Source organism: Methylocystis parvus OBBP, assembly GCF_027571405.1.
Classification (GTDB): Bacteria; Pseudomonadota; Alphaproteobacteria; order Rhizobiales; family Beijerinckiaceae; genus Methylocystis; species Methylocystis parva.
Genome location: NZ_CP092968.1, coordinates 2,395,592 through 2,413,026 on the forward strand (window position 1 = coordinate 2,395,592; position 17,435 = coordinate 2,413,026).

The 17,435-nt window shown below is 60.4% G+C and carries 12 protein-coding genes; 8 read left to right on the forward strand and 4 right to left on the reverse strand.

Features of this window, described 5'->3' with window-relative positions:
* Positions 1 to 8 precede the first annotated feature (8 nt).
* Complete coding sequence (locus MMG94_RS11665; protein WP_016920819.1) at positions 9 to 1,415, reverse strand: APC family permease; 1,407 nt, start codon at positions 1,413 to 1,415, stop codon at positions 9 to 11.
* A 288-nt stretch (positions 1,416 to 1,703) separates the two neighbouring features.
* Here MMG94_RS11665 and MMG94_RS11670 point away from each other — a divergent pair, with 288 nt between their 5' ends.
* Complete coding sequence (locus MMG94_RS11670) at positions 1,704 to 2,576, forward strand: exopolysaccharide biosynthesis protein (RefSeq protein WP_016920818.1); 873 nt, start codon at positions 1,704 to 1,706, stop codon at positions 2,574 to 2,576.
* A gap of 1 nt (position 2,577) precedes the next feature.
* Positions 2,578 to 2,973, forward strand: coding sequence for a hypothetical protein (locus tag MMG94_RS11675; RefSeq protein ID WP_016920817.1), 396 nt, complete (start codon positions 2,578 to 2,580; stop codon positions 2,971 to 2,973).
* A gap of 26 nt (positions 2,974 to 2,999) precedes the next feature.
* Here MMG94_RS11675 and MMG94_RS11680 read toward each other — a convergent pair whose 3' ends face one another.
* The 3 genes from MMG94_RS11680 to MMG94_RS11690 are packed head-to-tail and all read right to left on the reverse strand — an operon-like array spanning position 3,000 to position 6,214.
* On the reverse strand, positions 3,000 to 3,386 hold the full coding sequence (locus MMG94_RS11680; protein WP_016920816.1) for a hypothetical protein: 387 nt from the start codon (positions 3,384 to 3,386) through the stop codon (positions 3,000 to 3,002).
* Between the two features lie 15 nt (positions 3,387 to 3,401).
* Positions 3,402 to 6,020: a heavy metal translocating P-type ATPase gene (locus MMG94_RS11685; protein WP_016920815.1), complete on the reverse strand. Its 2,619-nt coding sequence runs from the start codon at positions 6,018 to 6,020 to the stop codon at positions 3,402 to 3,404.
* 32 nt (positions 6,021 to 6,052) lie between these two features.
* Entirely contained in the window at positions 6,053 to 6,214 is a 162-nt protein-coding gene (locus tag MMG94_RS11690; RefSeq protein ID WP_016920814.1) for a hypothetical protein, read from the reverse strand.
* Between the two features lie 260 nt (positions 6,215 to 6,474).
* On the opposite strand from MMG94_RS11690, the gene MMG94_RS11695 reads away from it, so the two are divergent.
* From MMG94_RS11695 to MMG94_RS11720, 6 genes are all read left to right on the forward strand, one after another.
* Positions 6,475 to 9,099 carry a P-type ATPase actuator domain-containing protein gene (locus MMG94_RS11695; protein ID WP_157212447.1) on the forward strand — a complete coding sequence of 875 codons (2,625 nt, stop codon included), beginning with the start codon at positions 6,475 to 6,477 and terminating at the stop codon, positions 9,097 to 9,099.
* Positions 9,100 to 9,197: 98 nt separating this feature from the next.
* Positions 9,198 to 10,229 carry a sulfate ABC transporter substrate-binding protein gene (locus MMG94_RS11700; RefSeq protein ID WP_016920812.1) on the forward strand — a complete coding sequence of 344 codons (1,032 nt, stop codon included), beginning with the start codon at positions 9,198 to 9,200 and terminating at the stop codon, positions 10,227 to 10,229.
* Positions 10,230 to 10,346: 117 nt separating this feature from the next.
* The gene (locus tag MMG94_RS11705; RefSeq protein WP_425272290.1) at positions 10,347 to 12,053 is read left to right on the forward strand and encodes a SulP family inorganic anion transporter; all 1,707 of its coding nucleotides are present in this window, start codon (positions 10,347 to 10,349) and stop codon (positions 12,051 to 12,053) included.
* An 80-nt stretch (positions 12,054 to 12,133) separates the two neighbouring features.
* A complete protein-coding gene (locus MMG94_RS11710) occupies positions 12,134 to 13,153 on the forward strand; it encodes a sulfate ABC transporter substrate-binding protein (RefSeq protein WP_016920810.1) in 1,020 nt (339 codons plus the stop codon).
* Between the two features lie 352 nt (positions 13,154 to 13,505).
* Positions 13,506 to 14,015 (forward strand): formaldehyde-activating enzyme, encoded by a 510-nt coding sequence (gene fae, locus MMG94_RS11715; protein ID WP_016920808.1) that lies wholly within the window; start codon positions 13,506 to 13,508, stop codon positions 14,013 to 14,015.
* A 124-nt stretch (positions 14,016 to 14,139) separates the two neighbouring features.
* Complete coding sequence (locus MMG94_RS11720; protein WP_016920807.1) at positions 14,140 to 17,328, forward strand: efflux RND transporter permease subunit; 3,189 nt, start codon at positions 14,140 to 14,142, stop codon at positions 17,326 to 17,328.
* Positions 17,329 to 17,435 lie beyond the last annotated feature (107 nt).

Below are 17,435 nucleotides of genomic sequence, written 5' to 3' on the forward strand. Positions count from 1 at the left end.
GTCGTCTATCAGTTGACGTCCGAACTGACCGTCGAAGCGGACGCGCGATACGCCCCTTCAATTCCATTCGCCCGCAGGACATCAGGGAGCTTTCGCGGCTTGAGAATTTTGAGCGAAGCCAGCCACGCGCCCGCAACCGCCATGTAGGCCAGGAAGATCCACACGAGCAGATTGTTCGGATAGGCGGGCGGCGGGAACAATTCGCTGCCCGGCACGCCGATCACCCCGAGAAACGGCACCAGCATGAAGGCCACCGCGAGCCCCGACACCGTCAGCGCGCCTTTGCCGCCTTCGCCGATTTTGTAGAGATAGGCCGGCGCAGCGAGGGAGATCAGCGTGTAGGCGGTGAGGAATCCGAAACTGCACAGCGTTCCGAAATAGCCCTGGCTTTCGAAGGGGCTGGCGCCAAGCAGATAGACGGACGTCGTCACGATCAATGTGATCGTCGCCGCGACCGCGGCCGCGATATGCGGCGTTTCATTCTTGTCGTGCGCGGTTCCCAGCGCTTCATACATCAAGCCGTGGCGCGCCATCGCGTAGATGATCCGCGCCGTTGAGTTGATCGAGGCCAGCGTGCAAGAAAAAAAGCTCAGAAGAATGCCGATATTTATGAAAGCGCCGAGCCTCGGCCAGCCAAGTTCCGTTGCGAGGTAGGAGAGCGGCGCCTCCGATTTCGCGAGATCAGCGGACATGTCCTTGAAGCCGATGATCGTGACATAGGCCATGAAAATGAAGACAAGACCCGCGACGACGACGCTCTGGATGACCGACCTCGGTATCGAGCGCAAAGGGTCCTTGGCCTCCTCCCCGAGAGAGGTCGAACTTTCGAATCCCGAAAAGGCGAAGACGACGAGCACGACGCCCATCAGCACGCCGCCGGGCGTCGCGCCCTGCAATCTGATCTGCGCGACGTCGATCTGGAAGTCGCTATGCCGCCAGACGATGGTTCCGAGCGCAAGAACCGCCGCGAGCGCCGCACCCTCGAAAAAGAGCATGGCGCGGGCTGAAAGCTGGACATCTTTATAGGCGAAAAGAAAGGCTCCACTCGCGCCGAGCGCATAGAGCCAAAGCGGCGACAGGCTGATCCCGTAGGCGGACAGCAATTCGTGCGAGACGACGCTGAATCCGCACAATGTCGACATTCCGGTCAAGGTGTAACCGAACAGCAGCGCCCAGCCGCCGAGAACGCCCGTGGTGGGTCCGAGCCCTTTGACGATGTAGCTGTAGAGAGAACCCGCCGAGGCGGAACGGCGCGCGAACTGGTTGATGTTATAGCTGACGGCGACGAGCCCGAGCATGCCGATCAGGAAACTCAGCCAGGTCGCGTCGCCCGCCGCGGCGAAGATAAGGCCGAGAATTGCCGCCGGCACCGTGGAGGGCGCGATGACGGAAATCGATTGGGCGAGAACCTCCATATAGGAGAGACAGTCAGATCGAAGCCCTGGTTCAACTGCGATTGCCGCTCCGTCTCCAGCATTTACGCGCGCGCCGTTATTTTTGCCGGATTGCCGCAGGTCATCCATGGGTTCGAACAAGATTGACACCTCCGGAAAGCCGGATAAACTTCTAGTTTATAGAGTTTATCGACTAAATCAGGTTGTGTCAAACAGATGACAAGCTCATGTCGGCCGAGTGACGAGCGCGCTCAGCGCGCCAAATCCTGGCCCGGACCGAGATTGCGCCGAGCCGATGTTGTTCATGCGATGGCGTCGAGCGCGCATGTCCATCGTCAGCGGCGCGCCGGCGCCTCAACGGAGCGCGCGGCGACGCGTCTGAAACGCATTTTGACGTCCAATCCGCGCGCGCGGCATTTCACCGTCAGGAGGATCGTCCGAGCGCTCGGCAATGAACCGCAAGGCTCGGTGACGGCGCTGTTTTCCGCCGCCGGGATTTTTGAGGCGGCGGATATGGGCTATTTGTCTGGCGCCGTCACGGGCGCCGTCGGCGCGCGAATGGCCCTGCGCCGCCAGGGCGTCTGGCTTCCACGCGCAGTCCTCAGGCGAAAGATTCCGCGCCAGTCTCTGGCGCGAGTCATTTACGCGGTCGCAAATGTCTTGGAAGTCGCCGAAGAGCGGCTTCAGGCGCGCTGGGATTGGGTGTTTCATCCGGCGATGGGCGTGGTGCTCGGACTGTTGATATTCTTGCTCGCACTGGCGGGCATGACTCCGATCCTCGGCATGGGCGCGCATGCCGGCGCTTCTTTCCTTATCTCTATCGGGATGGCGGAGCGAGACGGCCTTGTCGTCATGATCGGCGCCCTCGCGGGCGTCGCGTCGCTCGCGATCGCGATAAGCACGGTCTTCGGCGCGAATCGCCTGCTTCACACGACGAAAGAGTGGTTCGCCCGCTGCTTCAAGCGCCTCAACCTGCATGCGGCCGCCTGGCTGCTCGACCGAATCGACGACGGTCTCGGCGCCTTGTGTCGCATGCGCTGGAGCAGCCTGCTTTTCATCCTTGCGGAGGACGTCGCCGGGAATGCCGGGTCGTCGATCGTCGAAAGACCTTCACTGAGAAAGCGGGTTCAGCGAATTCGCGACGCCGCGCGCGTAAAAGTCGGCAGCGGCCCAAGGAGTTGAAATGGAGCTTGAGCAGTTTTACGCCTTTGAGGTCGATGCGCCCTTGTCGGACCAGCGCCGCGCGCTGATCGAAAGCCATATCGACGCCAATGCGGAAGCTTTCGGACGGAATGTCACGCGAAGCTGGCACAGGCGCGAGGGTGAGGATTTTCTGAGAATACTGATTGACCCGGTCGTCATCGAAATTGTTTTCGCCGGCGACAAGATTGAACTCTTTGGGGCCGCTCCGGCCTGGGCGCGTCTATTGTTCACGCCAACGCACAAGGACGATCTGCGGCAGCGGATAGAGCAAGTTCTGATCGCCGCCGACTTTACCACGCCTGAAAAACTTGCCGCGCAGAAACAGCCGAAGCGAAGCCTCTTTGCGCGCGCTCACAATAAGAATGCGGCGAATTGAGAAAGAATGCAGCGAATCGAAAGCGCTTATCGCCGCCGCGCCTTACGGGCGGCGATGTAGCTCGACGCTGCGAGCGTGACCGCCCAGATCGCGACAGATGCAGCCTTTCTCAAAATTTTTGAACTCGTCGCCTCTTCGATCGAGCCTGTTTCGTCGGAGATCGTCGCGGAGCCGTCGTCATTGTTTTGCCGCGTCTGGGGCTTCTGCCGATTGTCGAGCCATTTTATCATCCGCCCGTAAATATCGTTGATCTCTCTCGCGCGTTCGTCGCTACCGCCGCGATCTGGATGATGCTCTCGCATCAAATGATCCCGCTGACGCCTTAACGCCGCGCGCGAAAACGCCTGGCGAACCGGCAGACCCAGCGCAATCGCGTCGCGCAGAAATTGGGCGCGCCCATAACGCCTCTCCACGGACGACTCTCCGTCCTAGCGTCGAAGAGTCGGGGAAAGTTCGCGAGCGGCATGCGCTGCGAGAAACGCGGCAAGCTGGTCCTTTTCTCGCTGCAGCCTGCTGGCTTCTCTCAACGGCGTCAATCCGTTGGCCACGGCGAGCAGGCCGCCAATCTGATTGAAAACCATCGAATGCATCACGCCGAAATTGCCAAACAGGGCGCCTGCCACGCAGACCAGGTTAGAAGCCAGAATCATCTTCCAGCTGCGGTCAATATTACGCTGGAGATCGTGCGAGACGTCGCGTAGATGAAGCAGCTTTTGAAGGCTCTCCTCCATGAACACGATCTGGGCGGTGTCGGTGGCGATGCTCGACGCGCCGCGCAACGAGATCGAGACGTCGGCTTTCTTCAACGCGATGGAGTCGTTGACGCCATCGCCGATGAAGCAGACGCGACGGCCTTCCTTTTGGAGAGTCTCTACGTAACGCGCCTTGTCCTGAGGAAGCACTTCAGCGAAGTAACGATCCATGCCCAGACGTTCCGCGAGCCGCTGGGTCGGACGCTCGTGATCGCCGGAAATGATCGCGAGATGTTCAGCGCCGCGCGCCCGTAGACCCGCTATGACGTCGACGACTTCGCTGCGTTCGGCGGCCTGCAGTTCGATGGCGCCGCCGAGCTTGTCGTCCACGCCGACCATGATCAATGAGTGGCCTTCGTCATGAACCCGGGCAATCTCGCGGTCGAGTTCGGGAGGAAACAAAATCCCTTCATGTTTCATGAAGCGCGCGCTGCCGACGCGTACGACATGACCGTCGACGCCGACCGTGACGCCGTAACCGACCGCATATTTCGATTCGTCCGTCTTCGGCATCGGCAGTCCGAGTCCGTTGAACTTGTCGAGAACGGCCTTTGCGATCGGATGACTGAATTTATTCTCGGCCGCGGCCGTCCATTGCAGAATCTTTTTCTCGTCATAGCCTTCGAAGGTCAGGATCTGGCCCACCTCCGGCCGTTCGCGAGTCAGGGTTCCCGTCTTGTCGAAGAGGAACGTGTCGACGTCGTTCATCGTTTCCAGCGCACGGCCGGATTTGACGAGAATGCCATGCTGAGCGCACAGCGTCAGCGAAGAAAGCATGGCGATGGGAGCCGCCATCCGAATGCCCGTGCCCAAATCGCAATTGACAACGGCGACGGCGCTGTTGACGCCGCGCGCCGCGAGGCTGACGGCGCCGAGCGCGAGAGTCGGGGCGACGGCTCGATCGGCGAGTTTCTCCCCTTTCGACTGAGCGTCGAGCGTGTAGCCGGCCGTGTCGTTGAGGATTTGGGCGAGCTTGGCGGATGTCGTGTCCTCGCCGGCGCTCGTCACCGCCACGCGGACCTTTCCGGCGATCAGCGTCGTCGCCGCCAGAACCTTGTCGCCCTTGATTTTCTCGACCGGCGCGGATTCGCCCGTCAACGCATGTTGGTCGACCATGGCCATGCCGTCCACGACCTCGCCGTCGACAGGCGCGGATTCGCCCGTATGCACGATGATGACATCGCCGACCCGCACTTTCTCGAGCGGCGTCTCGATTTCCTCGCCGTCGCTCTCGAGCCAGACGAAGCGCGGCTGCTTGCCGAAAACGTTGACGAGCATTTTCTTGGAATCCTGCTCGGTCTTTTCGACGAGCTTCCGCGAAATGCTGAGCGTAAGGCCGAGTACGGAGCCCGCGAATATCTGGTTCGTCGCAAGACACGCCGCGACGACGATGGCGTCGAGCACGTCCACGCCGAGTCGCTTTTCCTTGAAAGCGACGTTGTAGGCGCCTTTGAAGCTCGGAATCACGGAATAAAGAAACACGGCGGCGCTGAGCGGCGTCAAGGCCGGAAAGGCGAAACGACTTGCCGCGGCGAGAAGGACAGACAAAACCGATACGGGAAGATCGAGATCGACCGGCGACGGCCCGTTATCGACAGCCTTTTCGAGCGCGGAATCCAAAATCTCGATGATTTGATGCTTTCGAATCTGCTTGGGGTTGTAATGAATGAGGACGCTGCCCGTGAGCTCCTGGGTCGAGAAACGATCGACGCCGAACGTGTTGACCAGCTCCGCCTCGATCGACTGACGTAATTCGCGACGCCGGAACAAGGCCGGATTGTGCAGCCGGATGCGGCCAGGAATCTCGTGCTTCACGATCCAGGTCGACACCCAAGCCGCATATCGGAAAAGACGGAACGCGGGCTCCCTTCCGAGATATTGCGAAACGTCGGCGACTCTCCGGCCGGTCCGCGGACCGGCGCGGAAAGCGGCGGCCAGCGCTTTCAGCGACGCCGCGGGATCTGCTGCGCCCGGCAAAAATTCGATTTCCGCGCGACGCGCCGTTGCGTCGACCGCGACGCTAGCGACGCTCGGGACCGCGAAGACTTGCCGATAAAACGCTCTGGCGAGCTCGCCGCGCGGATCCGTGAATAATGCCGAACTGACGAACTCGACGCGCATCGATCCGTCCGCGGCCTCGAACAGGTCCACGCGCTCGGCGAGCGGGCGCCGCGCTCTTGCAATCGGCTCCGCGAGCCGTTGGGGCGGCAAGACCTGCGGTCGATCGGGCCCAGGGGCTTTCGCGGGGAAAAGCTCCTTGAGCGTCCAGGACTCGGTGAAGGCGGCAGACGTCATATCGGGTCACTTTTCGATTGAGCGCAGGCGGATCAGGCGTCGCTTCCGGCGCGGGGCGCGACTGGATCGGGCAGGACGGATGGGCGCGCTTCCGCGCGCCGATCTTCAATCGCTTCGATCCCGAGCAACAGCTGCCGCGCGACGGCGACGTAAAGGGACGCGATGGCTTCGCCCGCCGCGGCGAGCGGAGTCATACGGTCGGTTTGCGCCTGTTGGGGCGTGGGTGGCGACTCGCCGCGGCTTTCCCCAAGGGCTCTGACCCGCCGGGACTCGAGGCCGAGGCGTCTCGGAATGCGCGGTGAATCATTGAAATTCATATGATTTCCTTGAGGCCAAAGATTATTGCGACAGCCTAATGACATGATCCATAAAGTCAAGTAAGTCTATTAAACAAGTTATCTGCTGGGGAGCATGCATGCCGCAGGCGGCGATCGTCGGATCGAGAACGCGATCGGTGCGGACCAGAGTCGGAAAGGCTCCCGGTCGGCCGCTCGTACGATTCACGCCCAAGGGAATTCGTTTCCGCGCCGAGGCGGTATTCGCCGGGAAGTCCGACCGGCATGTCCGGGAATTTCTAACGCGCGCTTTCGCGTTGCAGGAAGTCGAGGCGGTCACGCTTTTCCCTGGCCAGACCAAGATCGACGTCGAGCTGCGCGCTTCGGCGCTCGCGGTCCGGGCGTGGCGCAAGCTCGGCGCGCTGTTGCGCGGGGCGAGCGCGCCGGACAGCTCCGTTCGAGAACGCATTGTGAGCCAAATTTCGGGCTTGGGCCTTGAAGAGCTTGCCCCTGGCGTTCCCGTTCGCGTGGGCCGCCACGGCGGCGCCCTCACAATATGGCGTGTGCGTCAGCTCGCCGCTGACAGGCTGCGAATTTCTCACCCGGCGCTGCGCCGCCGCAGAGATCTGTCACACCGGCTACGGTTCGAGCTTTCGGCCCTCCACGGCGTCGAAGCCCATTCGACCAATCCGCTGACCGGCGCGATCTCCGTTCGGTTCGACCCCAATCTGCTAGAGGGCGACAGACTCATCGCCGCGCTGGAGAAAGCCTGGCCCCGTCTGCTTTCCGGTCTGGAGCCGCCGCTCTCACCCCGTAAACTCGTTGCAGCCGGGGGGCTCCTGACGCTCGCCGCCACGGCGCAGTTCTTCCGCCCGGCGCTTCGGCCGTTCGCCGTCCTCGGCATCGCCCTTTATGGCCTGCCGAACGTCATCGCCGCCGCGAGGCAGCTCTCGCGTGGCGAAGTCGGGCTGCCCATGCTCTATTCGACCGGCATGGCGTTCATGTTGTGGAGCGGCATGCCCTTCTCGTCCGCCGTCATGGCGGTCTTCATGCAGAGCTGGCCGCGTCTTTCGCAGAAAGCCGCGCAACGCGTCGATCGAGAATTATTCGGAAATTCGAGGCGGCGCTTCGTCTGGGCGCGACTACGACAAAATGACGGCGCGGAGATTCGCATCGACGTGGACCGCCTCGAGGAAGGCGATATCGTTTTGCTGCGCGCGGGAGAATATGCGCCAGTCGACGGAATCGTGTCGGAAGGTTTCGCGGCCGTCGACGAGGACATGCTGACCGGCGTAATGGGCGCAATCGACAAGGCTCCCGGCGACCGGGTCTTCGCCTCCACCTTCTTGCGCGCGGGCTTCTTAGCTCTTCGCGTCTGCCGCGCCGGCGGACGCTCGGCCAACAACGCCATTGCCGAAAGATTGCCTTATGGCGTCATTCCGCACCTGCCTTCCAGCGCCGAAGTCGAGCGCATCGCCAATCGCAACGCCAAACCGGCGCTCGCACTGGCGGCGTTTGCGCTCGTCGCCACGCGCACGCCCCGAACCGCGCAAGCCGTTATCCGCCCGGATTACGCCACCGCCCCACGTTTGAGCGCGCAACTTTCGACCGTAATCGGCGTCGGCGAAGCGCTACGCCAAGGCGTATTTTTCCGGGCGCCGAGCGCGCTTGATCGCCTGCTCGGCACGAATGTCTATGTTTTCGACGATAGCGCTGGTCTGGATAGGGGACGTGTCGCCGTCGCGGACATATGCGCTGCAGGCGATATCGACCGGCTGGAAATATTGAAGCTCGCCACGGCCGCCTTCGCGAAGCGCGGCGACGCGCGCGCCCGGGCGTTGCGCGCGGAAAGCGCGCATCGCCGTATCGAATTGCCGAAACTTTTACGTCGACGCCGCCTCGCAGGCGCGATCCGATTCGAGGATAGCATTGGTCGTCTGATCGAGGTGGCGACGACCTCCTATATCGATCTCGCGGGGCTCGCTGTGCACGAGTCTCTTGCAACCTCGCTCGCGGCCGCCGACATCAATCTCGATCCCGCACGGGATCCGCGCGATGCGGATCTGCGTCCGCTCTGGGTGGCGCGCACAGGAGAGGCGCTTGGCGCCGTTTCGTTCGAGCGGCGCGAACCCGGCGTCCTGTCGGCGATCGAAGCGCTGCGGCTGCGAAATCCCAAAGCGCGCTTCATTTATCTTTCCGGGTCCCCACAAGACGTCGCCCAATTCGTCGCTTCACGCGCGGGAATAGAGACCGCAATCGGCGGCCTGGATCCTGACGCCAAAGCCCGAACCATCCGCGATATCAGCCGGCGCGCTGTTTGGATTGGCGACGGCGCCGCAGCAGCGTCACGCCCTTCAATGGCGGCCAGCACGATCAGCATATCGATCGGCGGCGCGCCGACCTTGCTGGACGACGCGGCCGATATCGTCCTCCTGCACCAGGAACTGTCGGACATTTTGACGATCCGCCAGCTCGCGCAGGCGCATCTCGCCCGCCTGCGCGCCGATTACCGTACGGTTTACGCGGCCAACCTTCTCGGCGCCGCCGGCGGCTTCATACTTGGCTTCGGCAGTCTGCAAGCCGGCCTCGCGTCGAATTTCGGAACCGGCCTCGTCCTGTCCGCGCGTTGGAACGATCTGAAATGTCTGGCGCGCGCGTCCGAGCGTCGCGACATCGCCAGATTGACCGCGCCGACAGAGGAGCTGGAATACGAGCAAAGGGAAATGATCGGCCTCGGCGCCGACGACGCTGCGATCAACTTTCCCGACCTCATCGAGCAGGCGCCCGTGACCGACGGCGTCTGAGGGGTGAGCAAGAAACGTGGAACGCGCCGATCTTTAGTTGAGTTACTCTATAGACTATATTAGTAATCCCCATGGACGTAAGCTGGAGAAGGTGACGGATGCGGATTAGCTGGGTCAATATCGGGGCCATTGCGGCGAGCGTCCTCGCTGTCGGGCTGATCGCGGGCAAAAATGTTGGCGGAAGCGCCGCGCATCAGATACTGAACGTTTCCTACGATCCGACGCGAGAGCTTTATCAGCGCCTCAATCCGGTTTTCATCGCCAAATATGAGAAGGAAACCGGCGAAAATGTCGGCGTGCGCCAGTCCCATGGCGGCTCGTCTTACCAGGCCCGACAGGTCGCAAATGGCGAACAGACCGCGGATGTCGTAACGCTTGGTCTGCCCTCCGACGTTGAAGGCCTCGAAAAGCGCGGCCTTATCAAAAGCGATTGGCGCGGGCGCCTGCCGGACGACGCCCAGCCATATCACTCCACGATCGTCTTCGTCGTGAGAAAAGACAATCCGCTCAATATTCGCGATTGGCCCGATCTCATCCGCCCTGGCGTTGAAATCATCACTCCGGATCCAAAGACGTCCGGAAACGGCAAGCTCACCGCGCTGTCCGCCTGGGGATATGTCGTCGCGCATGGCGGAGACGAGTTCGAGGCGCATAATTTTCTCAAGAAACTTTATGACCACGCTCCCTTTCTCGTGCCGGCCGCGCGCGCGGCCGGCGTCGCTTTCGCGATCGAGAAAAAGGGCGACGTCAATATCGCATGGGAAAACGAAGCGCTGCGGGAAGTGGACGAATCGAAGGGCGCGCTGGAGATCGTCTATCCCTCGATCAGCATTCTCGCCGAGCCTTCCGTCGCCTGGGTCGACGCCAATGTCGAGAAACACAAGAGCGCGGCGCTCGCCGAAGCCTATCTACGCTTTCTCTTCACCGAAGACGCGCAGGAAATCATCGCGCGCGAGGGCTATCGACCCTCCAACGAGAAGGTGCTGGCGCGGCACGCGGACCGCCTCCCGGAGATCAATCTTTTCCCGATCACGCTGATCGCCAAAAGCTGGAGCGACGCGCAGCAGAAATTTTTCGCTGAAAACGGCGTGATCGACACCTTTTACGTTCCCAAGCCCCGCAGTGAATGACGCCTTTGCCGTGGCGCTTTTCAAAGGATTAGAGACTTGACTGAAGCCGCATTCTCCACGTCCCCGCCCTCCTTGAATTGGCTCAAATCAAAGCGGTTTCAAAACTTCCGCAAGGATTTGGTCGCAGGCGCCACCGTGGCGGCGATCTCTCTGCCGCAAAGCATGGCCTATGCGCTCATCGCCGGCGTCGATCCGCGCTTTGGTCTCTATACGGCGATCGTCTTTACTGCCGTCGCGGGAATTTTCGGTTCGTCGAACCATCTCGTCAACGGCCCGACCGGGGCCGTGTCGCTTGTCACCTTCAGCGCCCTCGCCTTCATCGATCCGGACGCCAAACTCGACGCCTATGAAGCGATGTTCCTTCTGGCTGTGATGGTTGGCATCGTTCAGATCACGATCGCCGTCACGCGGCTCGGCGACGTTACGCGCTATATTTCCGAATCCGTCGTGACAGGCTTCATCTCCGGCGCCGCCTTCCTGACGATCATCGGTCAGATTGCAAATGCGCTCGGGGTGAAGGCTCAAGGCACCGGGCATCAGCATGTTCTCTATCGGCTCTATCTGACGCTGACGCAGCCCGGCCCTTTCAACTACAAGGCCATCGTCATCAGCGGCAGCGCAATCCTCTTCGCAATTTACGGACGTAAGCTCATCCGCAAAGTGGGGCTTCCGCAAATCGAAATGCTGCTCGCGGTCATTCTGCTCTCCGCCGCCGCCTATTTCGTCGGATGGTCGCAATTTGCGCCCGGCGCAAAGCCCGCCGTACCGTTGATCGAGGCGATTCCCGCCGCGCTGCCCGGGCTCCACGTCCCCTCGATCAAACTCGAATGGCTCGTCGACATGTCGTCATCGGCGGTGTCGATCGGCATTCTCGGACTGCTCGAAGCGCTCGCCATCGCCAAGGCAGTCGCACACAGCTCGCGCCAACAGCTCGATTACAATCGCCAGTGCCTGGCCGAAGGGATCGGCAATCTCGTCGGCGGCTTCTTCCGCTGCATGCCCGGCGCCGGATCGCTTTCACGCACGGCGATCAACTATTCCGCCGGCGCTGTGACTCGGTTCTCCGGCGTCTTCACGGCAGCGATCGTCGCGTTTGCAGTGCTAATGCTCGGCCCGCTCGCCGCCTATATTCCCAAGGCGGTTCTCGCGGGTCTCCTGATCGTCGCCGCCTCCCGACTGATCGACGTTGAACGCATCCGCTATACGGCGACGGCCTCGCGCGCCGACGCAATTCTTCTCGTGACGACCGCGCTCGCGGCGGTTTTCATCGAAGTCGAGTTCGCGATCCTCATCGGTTCGACCGTTTCCATCATCTGGTACATTCTGCGCGCGTCGCAATTGAAGGTTCAGGAGTTGATCGTTTCGCCCGAACAGGTCGTGCGCGCCCGCATCGCCTCCGACCCGCCGACAAGCGACGTGCTCATCTATGATATCGAAGGGGAGTTCTTCTTCGGCGCCGCGCCGGATCTCGACAAATATCTGCGCACGGCGGCGGATGAAGCTGTCAGGCGCAAAGCTCATTTCATTGTTCTCCGTCTGAAGCGCGTCCGCAACCCGGACGCCGTCGCACTCGAGACATTGGACATTTTTCTTAAAGAGGCGCGTCGAGACGGCTTGACGATCCTTCTCGCCGGCGTTCGACCGGATCTGCACGATGCGCTCGAGCGCATCGGCATCGCCAAGCGCCACGGAGAGGGCCTGATCTTCCGGGAAGAAGAGAAAGACTATTCCGCAACCTTGAGCGCCGTTCGCAAGGCCTACGACCTTGCGACGGCGCAACTCGCGGATCGAGACGCGAAGACGCCTGTCTATTATCTTGTGTAACGTCTGATCGGGCTCCCGCCCGGCGTCGCCGGCGCAAGCGCGAGCCCATTGATCCAATAGCCGGCTTCGGGAGCGACGCGATGAAGAGACTGGCCAGACTGCTCGCTATTGTTGGGCTTTACGGCGCGGCTTTGGGAGCTGCCGAGGCCGATACGAGCATTACCAATGTCTCCTATGATCCGACGCGAGAGCTCTACAAGAAGATCGACCCGCTCTTTGTCGCCGACTGGAAAGCGAAAACAGGCGAGAATGCTCGGGTCACCTCCGTGCATGGCGGTTCAGGGGCGCAAGCAAAGGCGGTGATCGAAGGGCTCGACGCCGACGTCGTGTCGCTCGCGCTCGCTTACGACGTCGATCTCATCGCGATCAAAACGGGAAAGCTCGCCGCCAATTGGCAAACAAAATTTCCAAATAATTCGTCGCCCTACACCTCGACCGTCATATTTCTCGTTCGGAAGGGCAATCCCAAGAACATTCGCGACTGGGACGATCTCGCCAAATCGGACGTCTCGGTGGTCACGCCCAGCCCCAAGACCAGCGGCGGCGCACGTTGGAATTACCTCGCCGCCTGGAGCTATGGTCTAAAGAAATTCGGCGGCGACGAGTGGAAGACGAAGGATTTCGTGCGAGGGATTTACCGCAATGCCGCCGTGCTCGATAAGGGCGCGCGCAGCGCCACGCTGAGCTTTACCAAACGCGAGACCGGCGATGTGCTGATCGCATGGGAGAATGAAGCGCTCCTGCTTGCATCAATGCGGCCCGACAAATTCGAGGTTGTCGTTCCATCGCTCTCCATCCGCGCCGAGCCGGCGGTCGCGATCATCGACAGAAATGTCGACAATAAAGGGACGCGGAAAGTCGCCGAAGCTTATTTAAATTTCCTCTATACAGCGCAGGCGCAGAAAGTCATTGCGGAGAATTTCTACCGTCCCGCCAACGTCGCTTCCATTCCGCCAGAATCCCTTAAGCCTTTTGTCAACATCGAAATGGTCACGATCGATCAGGCCTTCGGCGGCTGGGCGGCCGCGCATAAGAAGCATTTCTCGCCGGGAGGCACATTCGAAGAGATCGAGCTGAGAAACGCGTCATCGGCGCGTTGAGATAGCAGGTCATCTTTCCTGCCATGAGGGCCCGAATAGCGTGGCGACAGGCAAGGCGGCGATTTTCAAGCCCTCCTTGGCGCTCGTGAATTTTTGCCAAGCCTATTTACCTATCTATTCACTTCCATATGCCTATCGAAAGGCGCATGCCGCCTTGACGCAGCCGGTGGCGCTCAAGGATAATATAACGTGAAATCAGTTATTTTTTGCAAAGGCCTTCATCAAGGACAGATCAACGGCCCCCGACACGAAACGCCTATTTTTCTACTTGTCTTGTAGATTTATACGAGTATCATCCAAAGCGAGCTTCACGTGAAGCCCTTGTTGCAGTTCCCTCACGCAGGAAAGAAAAATGGCGAAAATCAATAAGCTCCTGGTTGGCGAGTCGCTTGTTGGCGACGGCAATGAAGTCGCGCATATCGATTTGCTGATCGGCCCTCGCGGCTCTGCGGCCGAACTCGCATTCGCCAATGCGCTGGTAAACAACAAGGATGGTTTCACGACGCTTCTCGCGGTCATCGCCCCCAACCTCCTCGCGAAGCCGAATACGATCCTCTTCAATAAGGTGACCATCAAGGGCGCCAAGCAGGCCGTCCAACTTTTCGGTCCCGCTCAGCATGGCGTCGCCAAGGCGGTGGCGGACTCAGTGGCGGAAGGCGTGATTCCGGTCGAAGAAGCCGATGACCTGTTCATCTCCGTCGGAGTCTTCATTCATTGGGAAGCAAACGACGACAAGAAGATTCAGGACTATAACTATCAGGCCACGAAGGAAGCGATCGCTCGCGCCGTCGCCGGCGAGCCCAAGGCCGCCGAAGTCGTCGCCAGGCGCAACGACGTCAAGCATCCCTTCGCCGCGAACTGACCCCCTACCACTCCGCGGCGTCGGCGACGGTCGGTCTTCCTTCCGACCGTCGCCATTTTGTAACTAACGGATTCGCCCCAGCGGGAAGGATAGTCGCCGGGGTCCTGCATGGAGCCTATCCGCAATGAGGCCTCTCGAGACGGCGATCGAGCGGCCGGTCGCAACCTCGCTCCTGATGGCCGGCCTGACGATCTTCGGCGCCATCGCATTTTTTCTTCTGCCCGTGGCGCCCGTCCCGCAGATCGATTATCCGATGATCACCGTCTCGGCCAATATGCCCGGCGCCAGTCCGCAGACGATGGCCTCGACTGTCGCGACGCCGCTCGAAAGGCGCCTTGGCCTCATCTCCAGCGTCAATGAGATGACCTCGACGAGTTCGCTCGGAACGACCCGAGTTTCACTGCAATTCAATCTCGATCGTGATATTAACGGCGCCCAGCGCGACGTTCAGGCGGCGATCGCCGCCGCGCGCGCGGATCTTCCCCTGGCGCTGCGCAGCAACCCGACAACGCGCGCCACCGGGCCGGCGGATGTTCCGGTTCTTACCCTGGCGCTGACCTCGGACACTCTCTCGCAGGGCCAATTATTCGAGGCTGCCTCCAACGTCTTACAGCAGCCATTGTCGCAAGTCCCCGGCGTCAGCCAAGTTTCGGTAAACGGAGGATCATTGCCTGCCGTTCGCGTCGAACTCAATCCCAACGCGCTGTTCAAATACGCCCTTTCTCTCGAAGACGTACGCCTGGCGCTCTCTGCGGCGAATTATAACGCGCCAAAGGGCGAGCTCATCTCCGGGGAGCGTCGCCTTCAGATCTACAGCAATGATCAACTGCGACGCGCCGAGCACTACAAAAATCTTGTGATCGCCCATCGCGACGGCGCAATCATACGACTGCATGACGTGGCGAATGTGATCGACTCGGTTGAAGATTCACGCAGTTTTGGCCTGGTCGACGATATTCCCGGCATTCAGGTCAATGTCTCACGCGCCCCTGGCGCCAACAACATCGAGGTGGCGGACAAGGTCAAAGCCTTGCTGCCCGCGCTCACATCAGCCTTGCCGGCCGACGCCGTTATGCGCGTTATGCGCGATCGAACGCTGACCATCCGTTCCTCGCTGCATGAGGTCGAGAGAGGCCTCATTCTTGCGATTGCATTCGTGATTATGACCGTATTTCTATTCCTGCGCGATTGGCGCGCCACGCTCGTTCCGAGCATATCGGTTTTCGTCTCGCTGATCGGATCGTTCGGCGCCATGTATCTGCTGGATTATACGCTCGACAATCTTTCTTTAATGGCCTTGACGATTGCGACCGGATTTGTTGTCGACGACGCGATTGTCGTCGTAGAGAATATTGTTCGGCATATCGAGGCTGGAGAGACTCGACGACGCGCAGTGCTAGAAGGAAGTCGAGAGGTCGCTTTCACAGTTCTATCGATGAGTCTGTCGCTTTTGGCGGTATTCATGCCGATCTTGCTCATGGATGGTTTTGTCGGGCGCATGTTGCGCGAATTCGCGGTAACTCTGTCCGTCGCGATCCTCATCTCGCTCGCGCTCTCCGTTTCCGCGACGCCTATGCTTTGCGCGCAAATTCTGCGCGCTCATTCGCGAAACCCCTCCTCACGGATATTGAGAGCGAGCGAGAGCGCGCTCTCGGTCATTCAACGAGGTTATGAAACGTCGCTAGGCTTCGCTCTGGCCCGCCCGCGTCTGACGATGGCGACCCTTTTCACGACAGTAGCGCTGAACGTCTACCTTTTCACGATCATTCCAAAGGGCTTCTTCCCAACGCAAGACACCGGCCGAATGCACGGCGCGCTCGTCGCGGATCAGAGCGTTTCTTTTCAGGCGATGCAAAAGAAGCTTGAGCAGGCGATCGAAATCGTTCGGAGCGACGCCGCCATCGCGACCGCGGCTGGCACGATCGGCGGGAGCTTTTTTGGTCCCGGAGGCTCGATAAACACCGCCGACATGCAGGTCACTCTAAAACCGCTCGCGGAACGCAATGCGTCCGTCGATGAAGTTCTCGCGCGACTGCGCGCCAAGGCCTCGAAGATAAGCGGAGCGTCGCTTTATCTTCAGTCAACGCAGGATGTCCGCATCGGAGGCCGGTCGAGCAACGCTCTTTATCAATATACTTTACAGTCCGACAATTTGGATGAACTCCAGGCTTGGGCGCCGCGCGTGCTGGAAGCCCTTCGCCGAAATCCGGTGCTTCAGGACGTTAATTCGGACCAGCAGGACAGAGGACTACAGACGAATGTCGAAGTCGATCGCGAAGCGGCGCGGCGCTTCAATCTGACAACGTCTTTGATCGACAATACGCTCTACGACGCCTATGGCCAAAGACAGATATCGACGATTTATGAACCTCTCAATCAGTATCACGTCGTCATGGAGCTTGCGCCAAAGTATCGGGAATCCATCGCCTCTCTCTCGGAGATCTTTATTGGCGCCGGGGCAGCCGGCGCCGCATCGCTCCCGAAGACAGGCGCGCGAAGCGAAACTCAAAGCGCCGCGAAATTGCAAAGCGCATCCATGGTGCCGCTCCTGGCCTTTAGTCGCGTCGCCCCAGGGAAAGCGTCTCTCCAGGTTAATCATCAGGGAAATTTCGCCGCCACCACCATCTCCTTCAATCTTTCCGTCGGAAAGTCGCTCAGCGACGCCACGACTGCGATCAAGGAGACGATGGATGCGATCGGCGCGCCCGCGACGCTCCGCGGAGCCTTCGCAGGAACCGCCGCCAGCTATCAGGATAGTTTGGCCAATCAGCCCATGCTGATCGCGGCCGCATTGGCGACAGTATATATCGTGCTCGGAATGCTTTATGAAAGCTTCCTCCACCCAATCACGATTTTGTCGACGCTTCCGTCAGCGGGCGTCGGCGCACTGCTCGCGCTCATGGCCTGCAACACGGATCTGAGTATCGTCGCGATGATCGGCGTCCTGTTGCTTATCGGAATCGTCAAGAAAAACGCGATCATGCTTGTGGACTTCGCAATCGACTCACGACGAAGGTTCCGCATTGGCGCCGATGACGCAATCCGTCGCGCTTGCGCGGCCCGATTCCGGCCGATCGTTATGACGACCCTCGTCGCGCTCTTTAGCGCTGTTCCTTTGGCTTTCGGGACTGGCGAAGGGGCTGAAATACGTCGTCCGCTGGGCATTGCGGTCATAGGCGGCCTGATTGTCAGCCAGCTCCTCACGCTTTATACGACGCCTGTCGTCTTTCTCTATATCGACCGCCTTCAGAACTGGCTGTTGACTTTGCGCATCGCGCCGCCCAGATCGACGCAGACAGGTTCGGACGCATGAGACGCATGGCTTATCTCCTCGGCGATTGAGCAGGGCGTCGAGGCTGATCCTGCTCGATTGTCGCCGCGGCGCTTTTGATGCGAGGACTTTCGTCGATAGGAGGACGA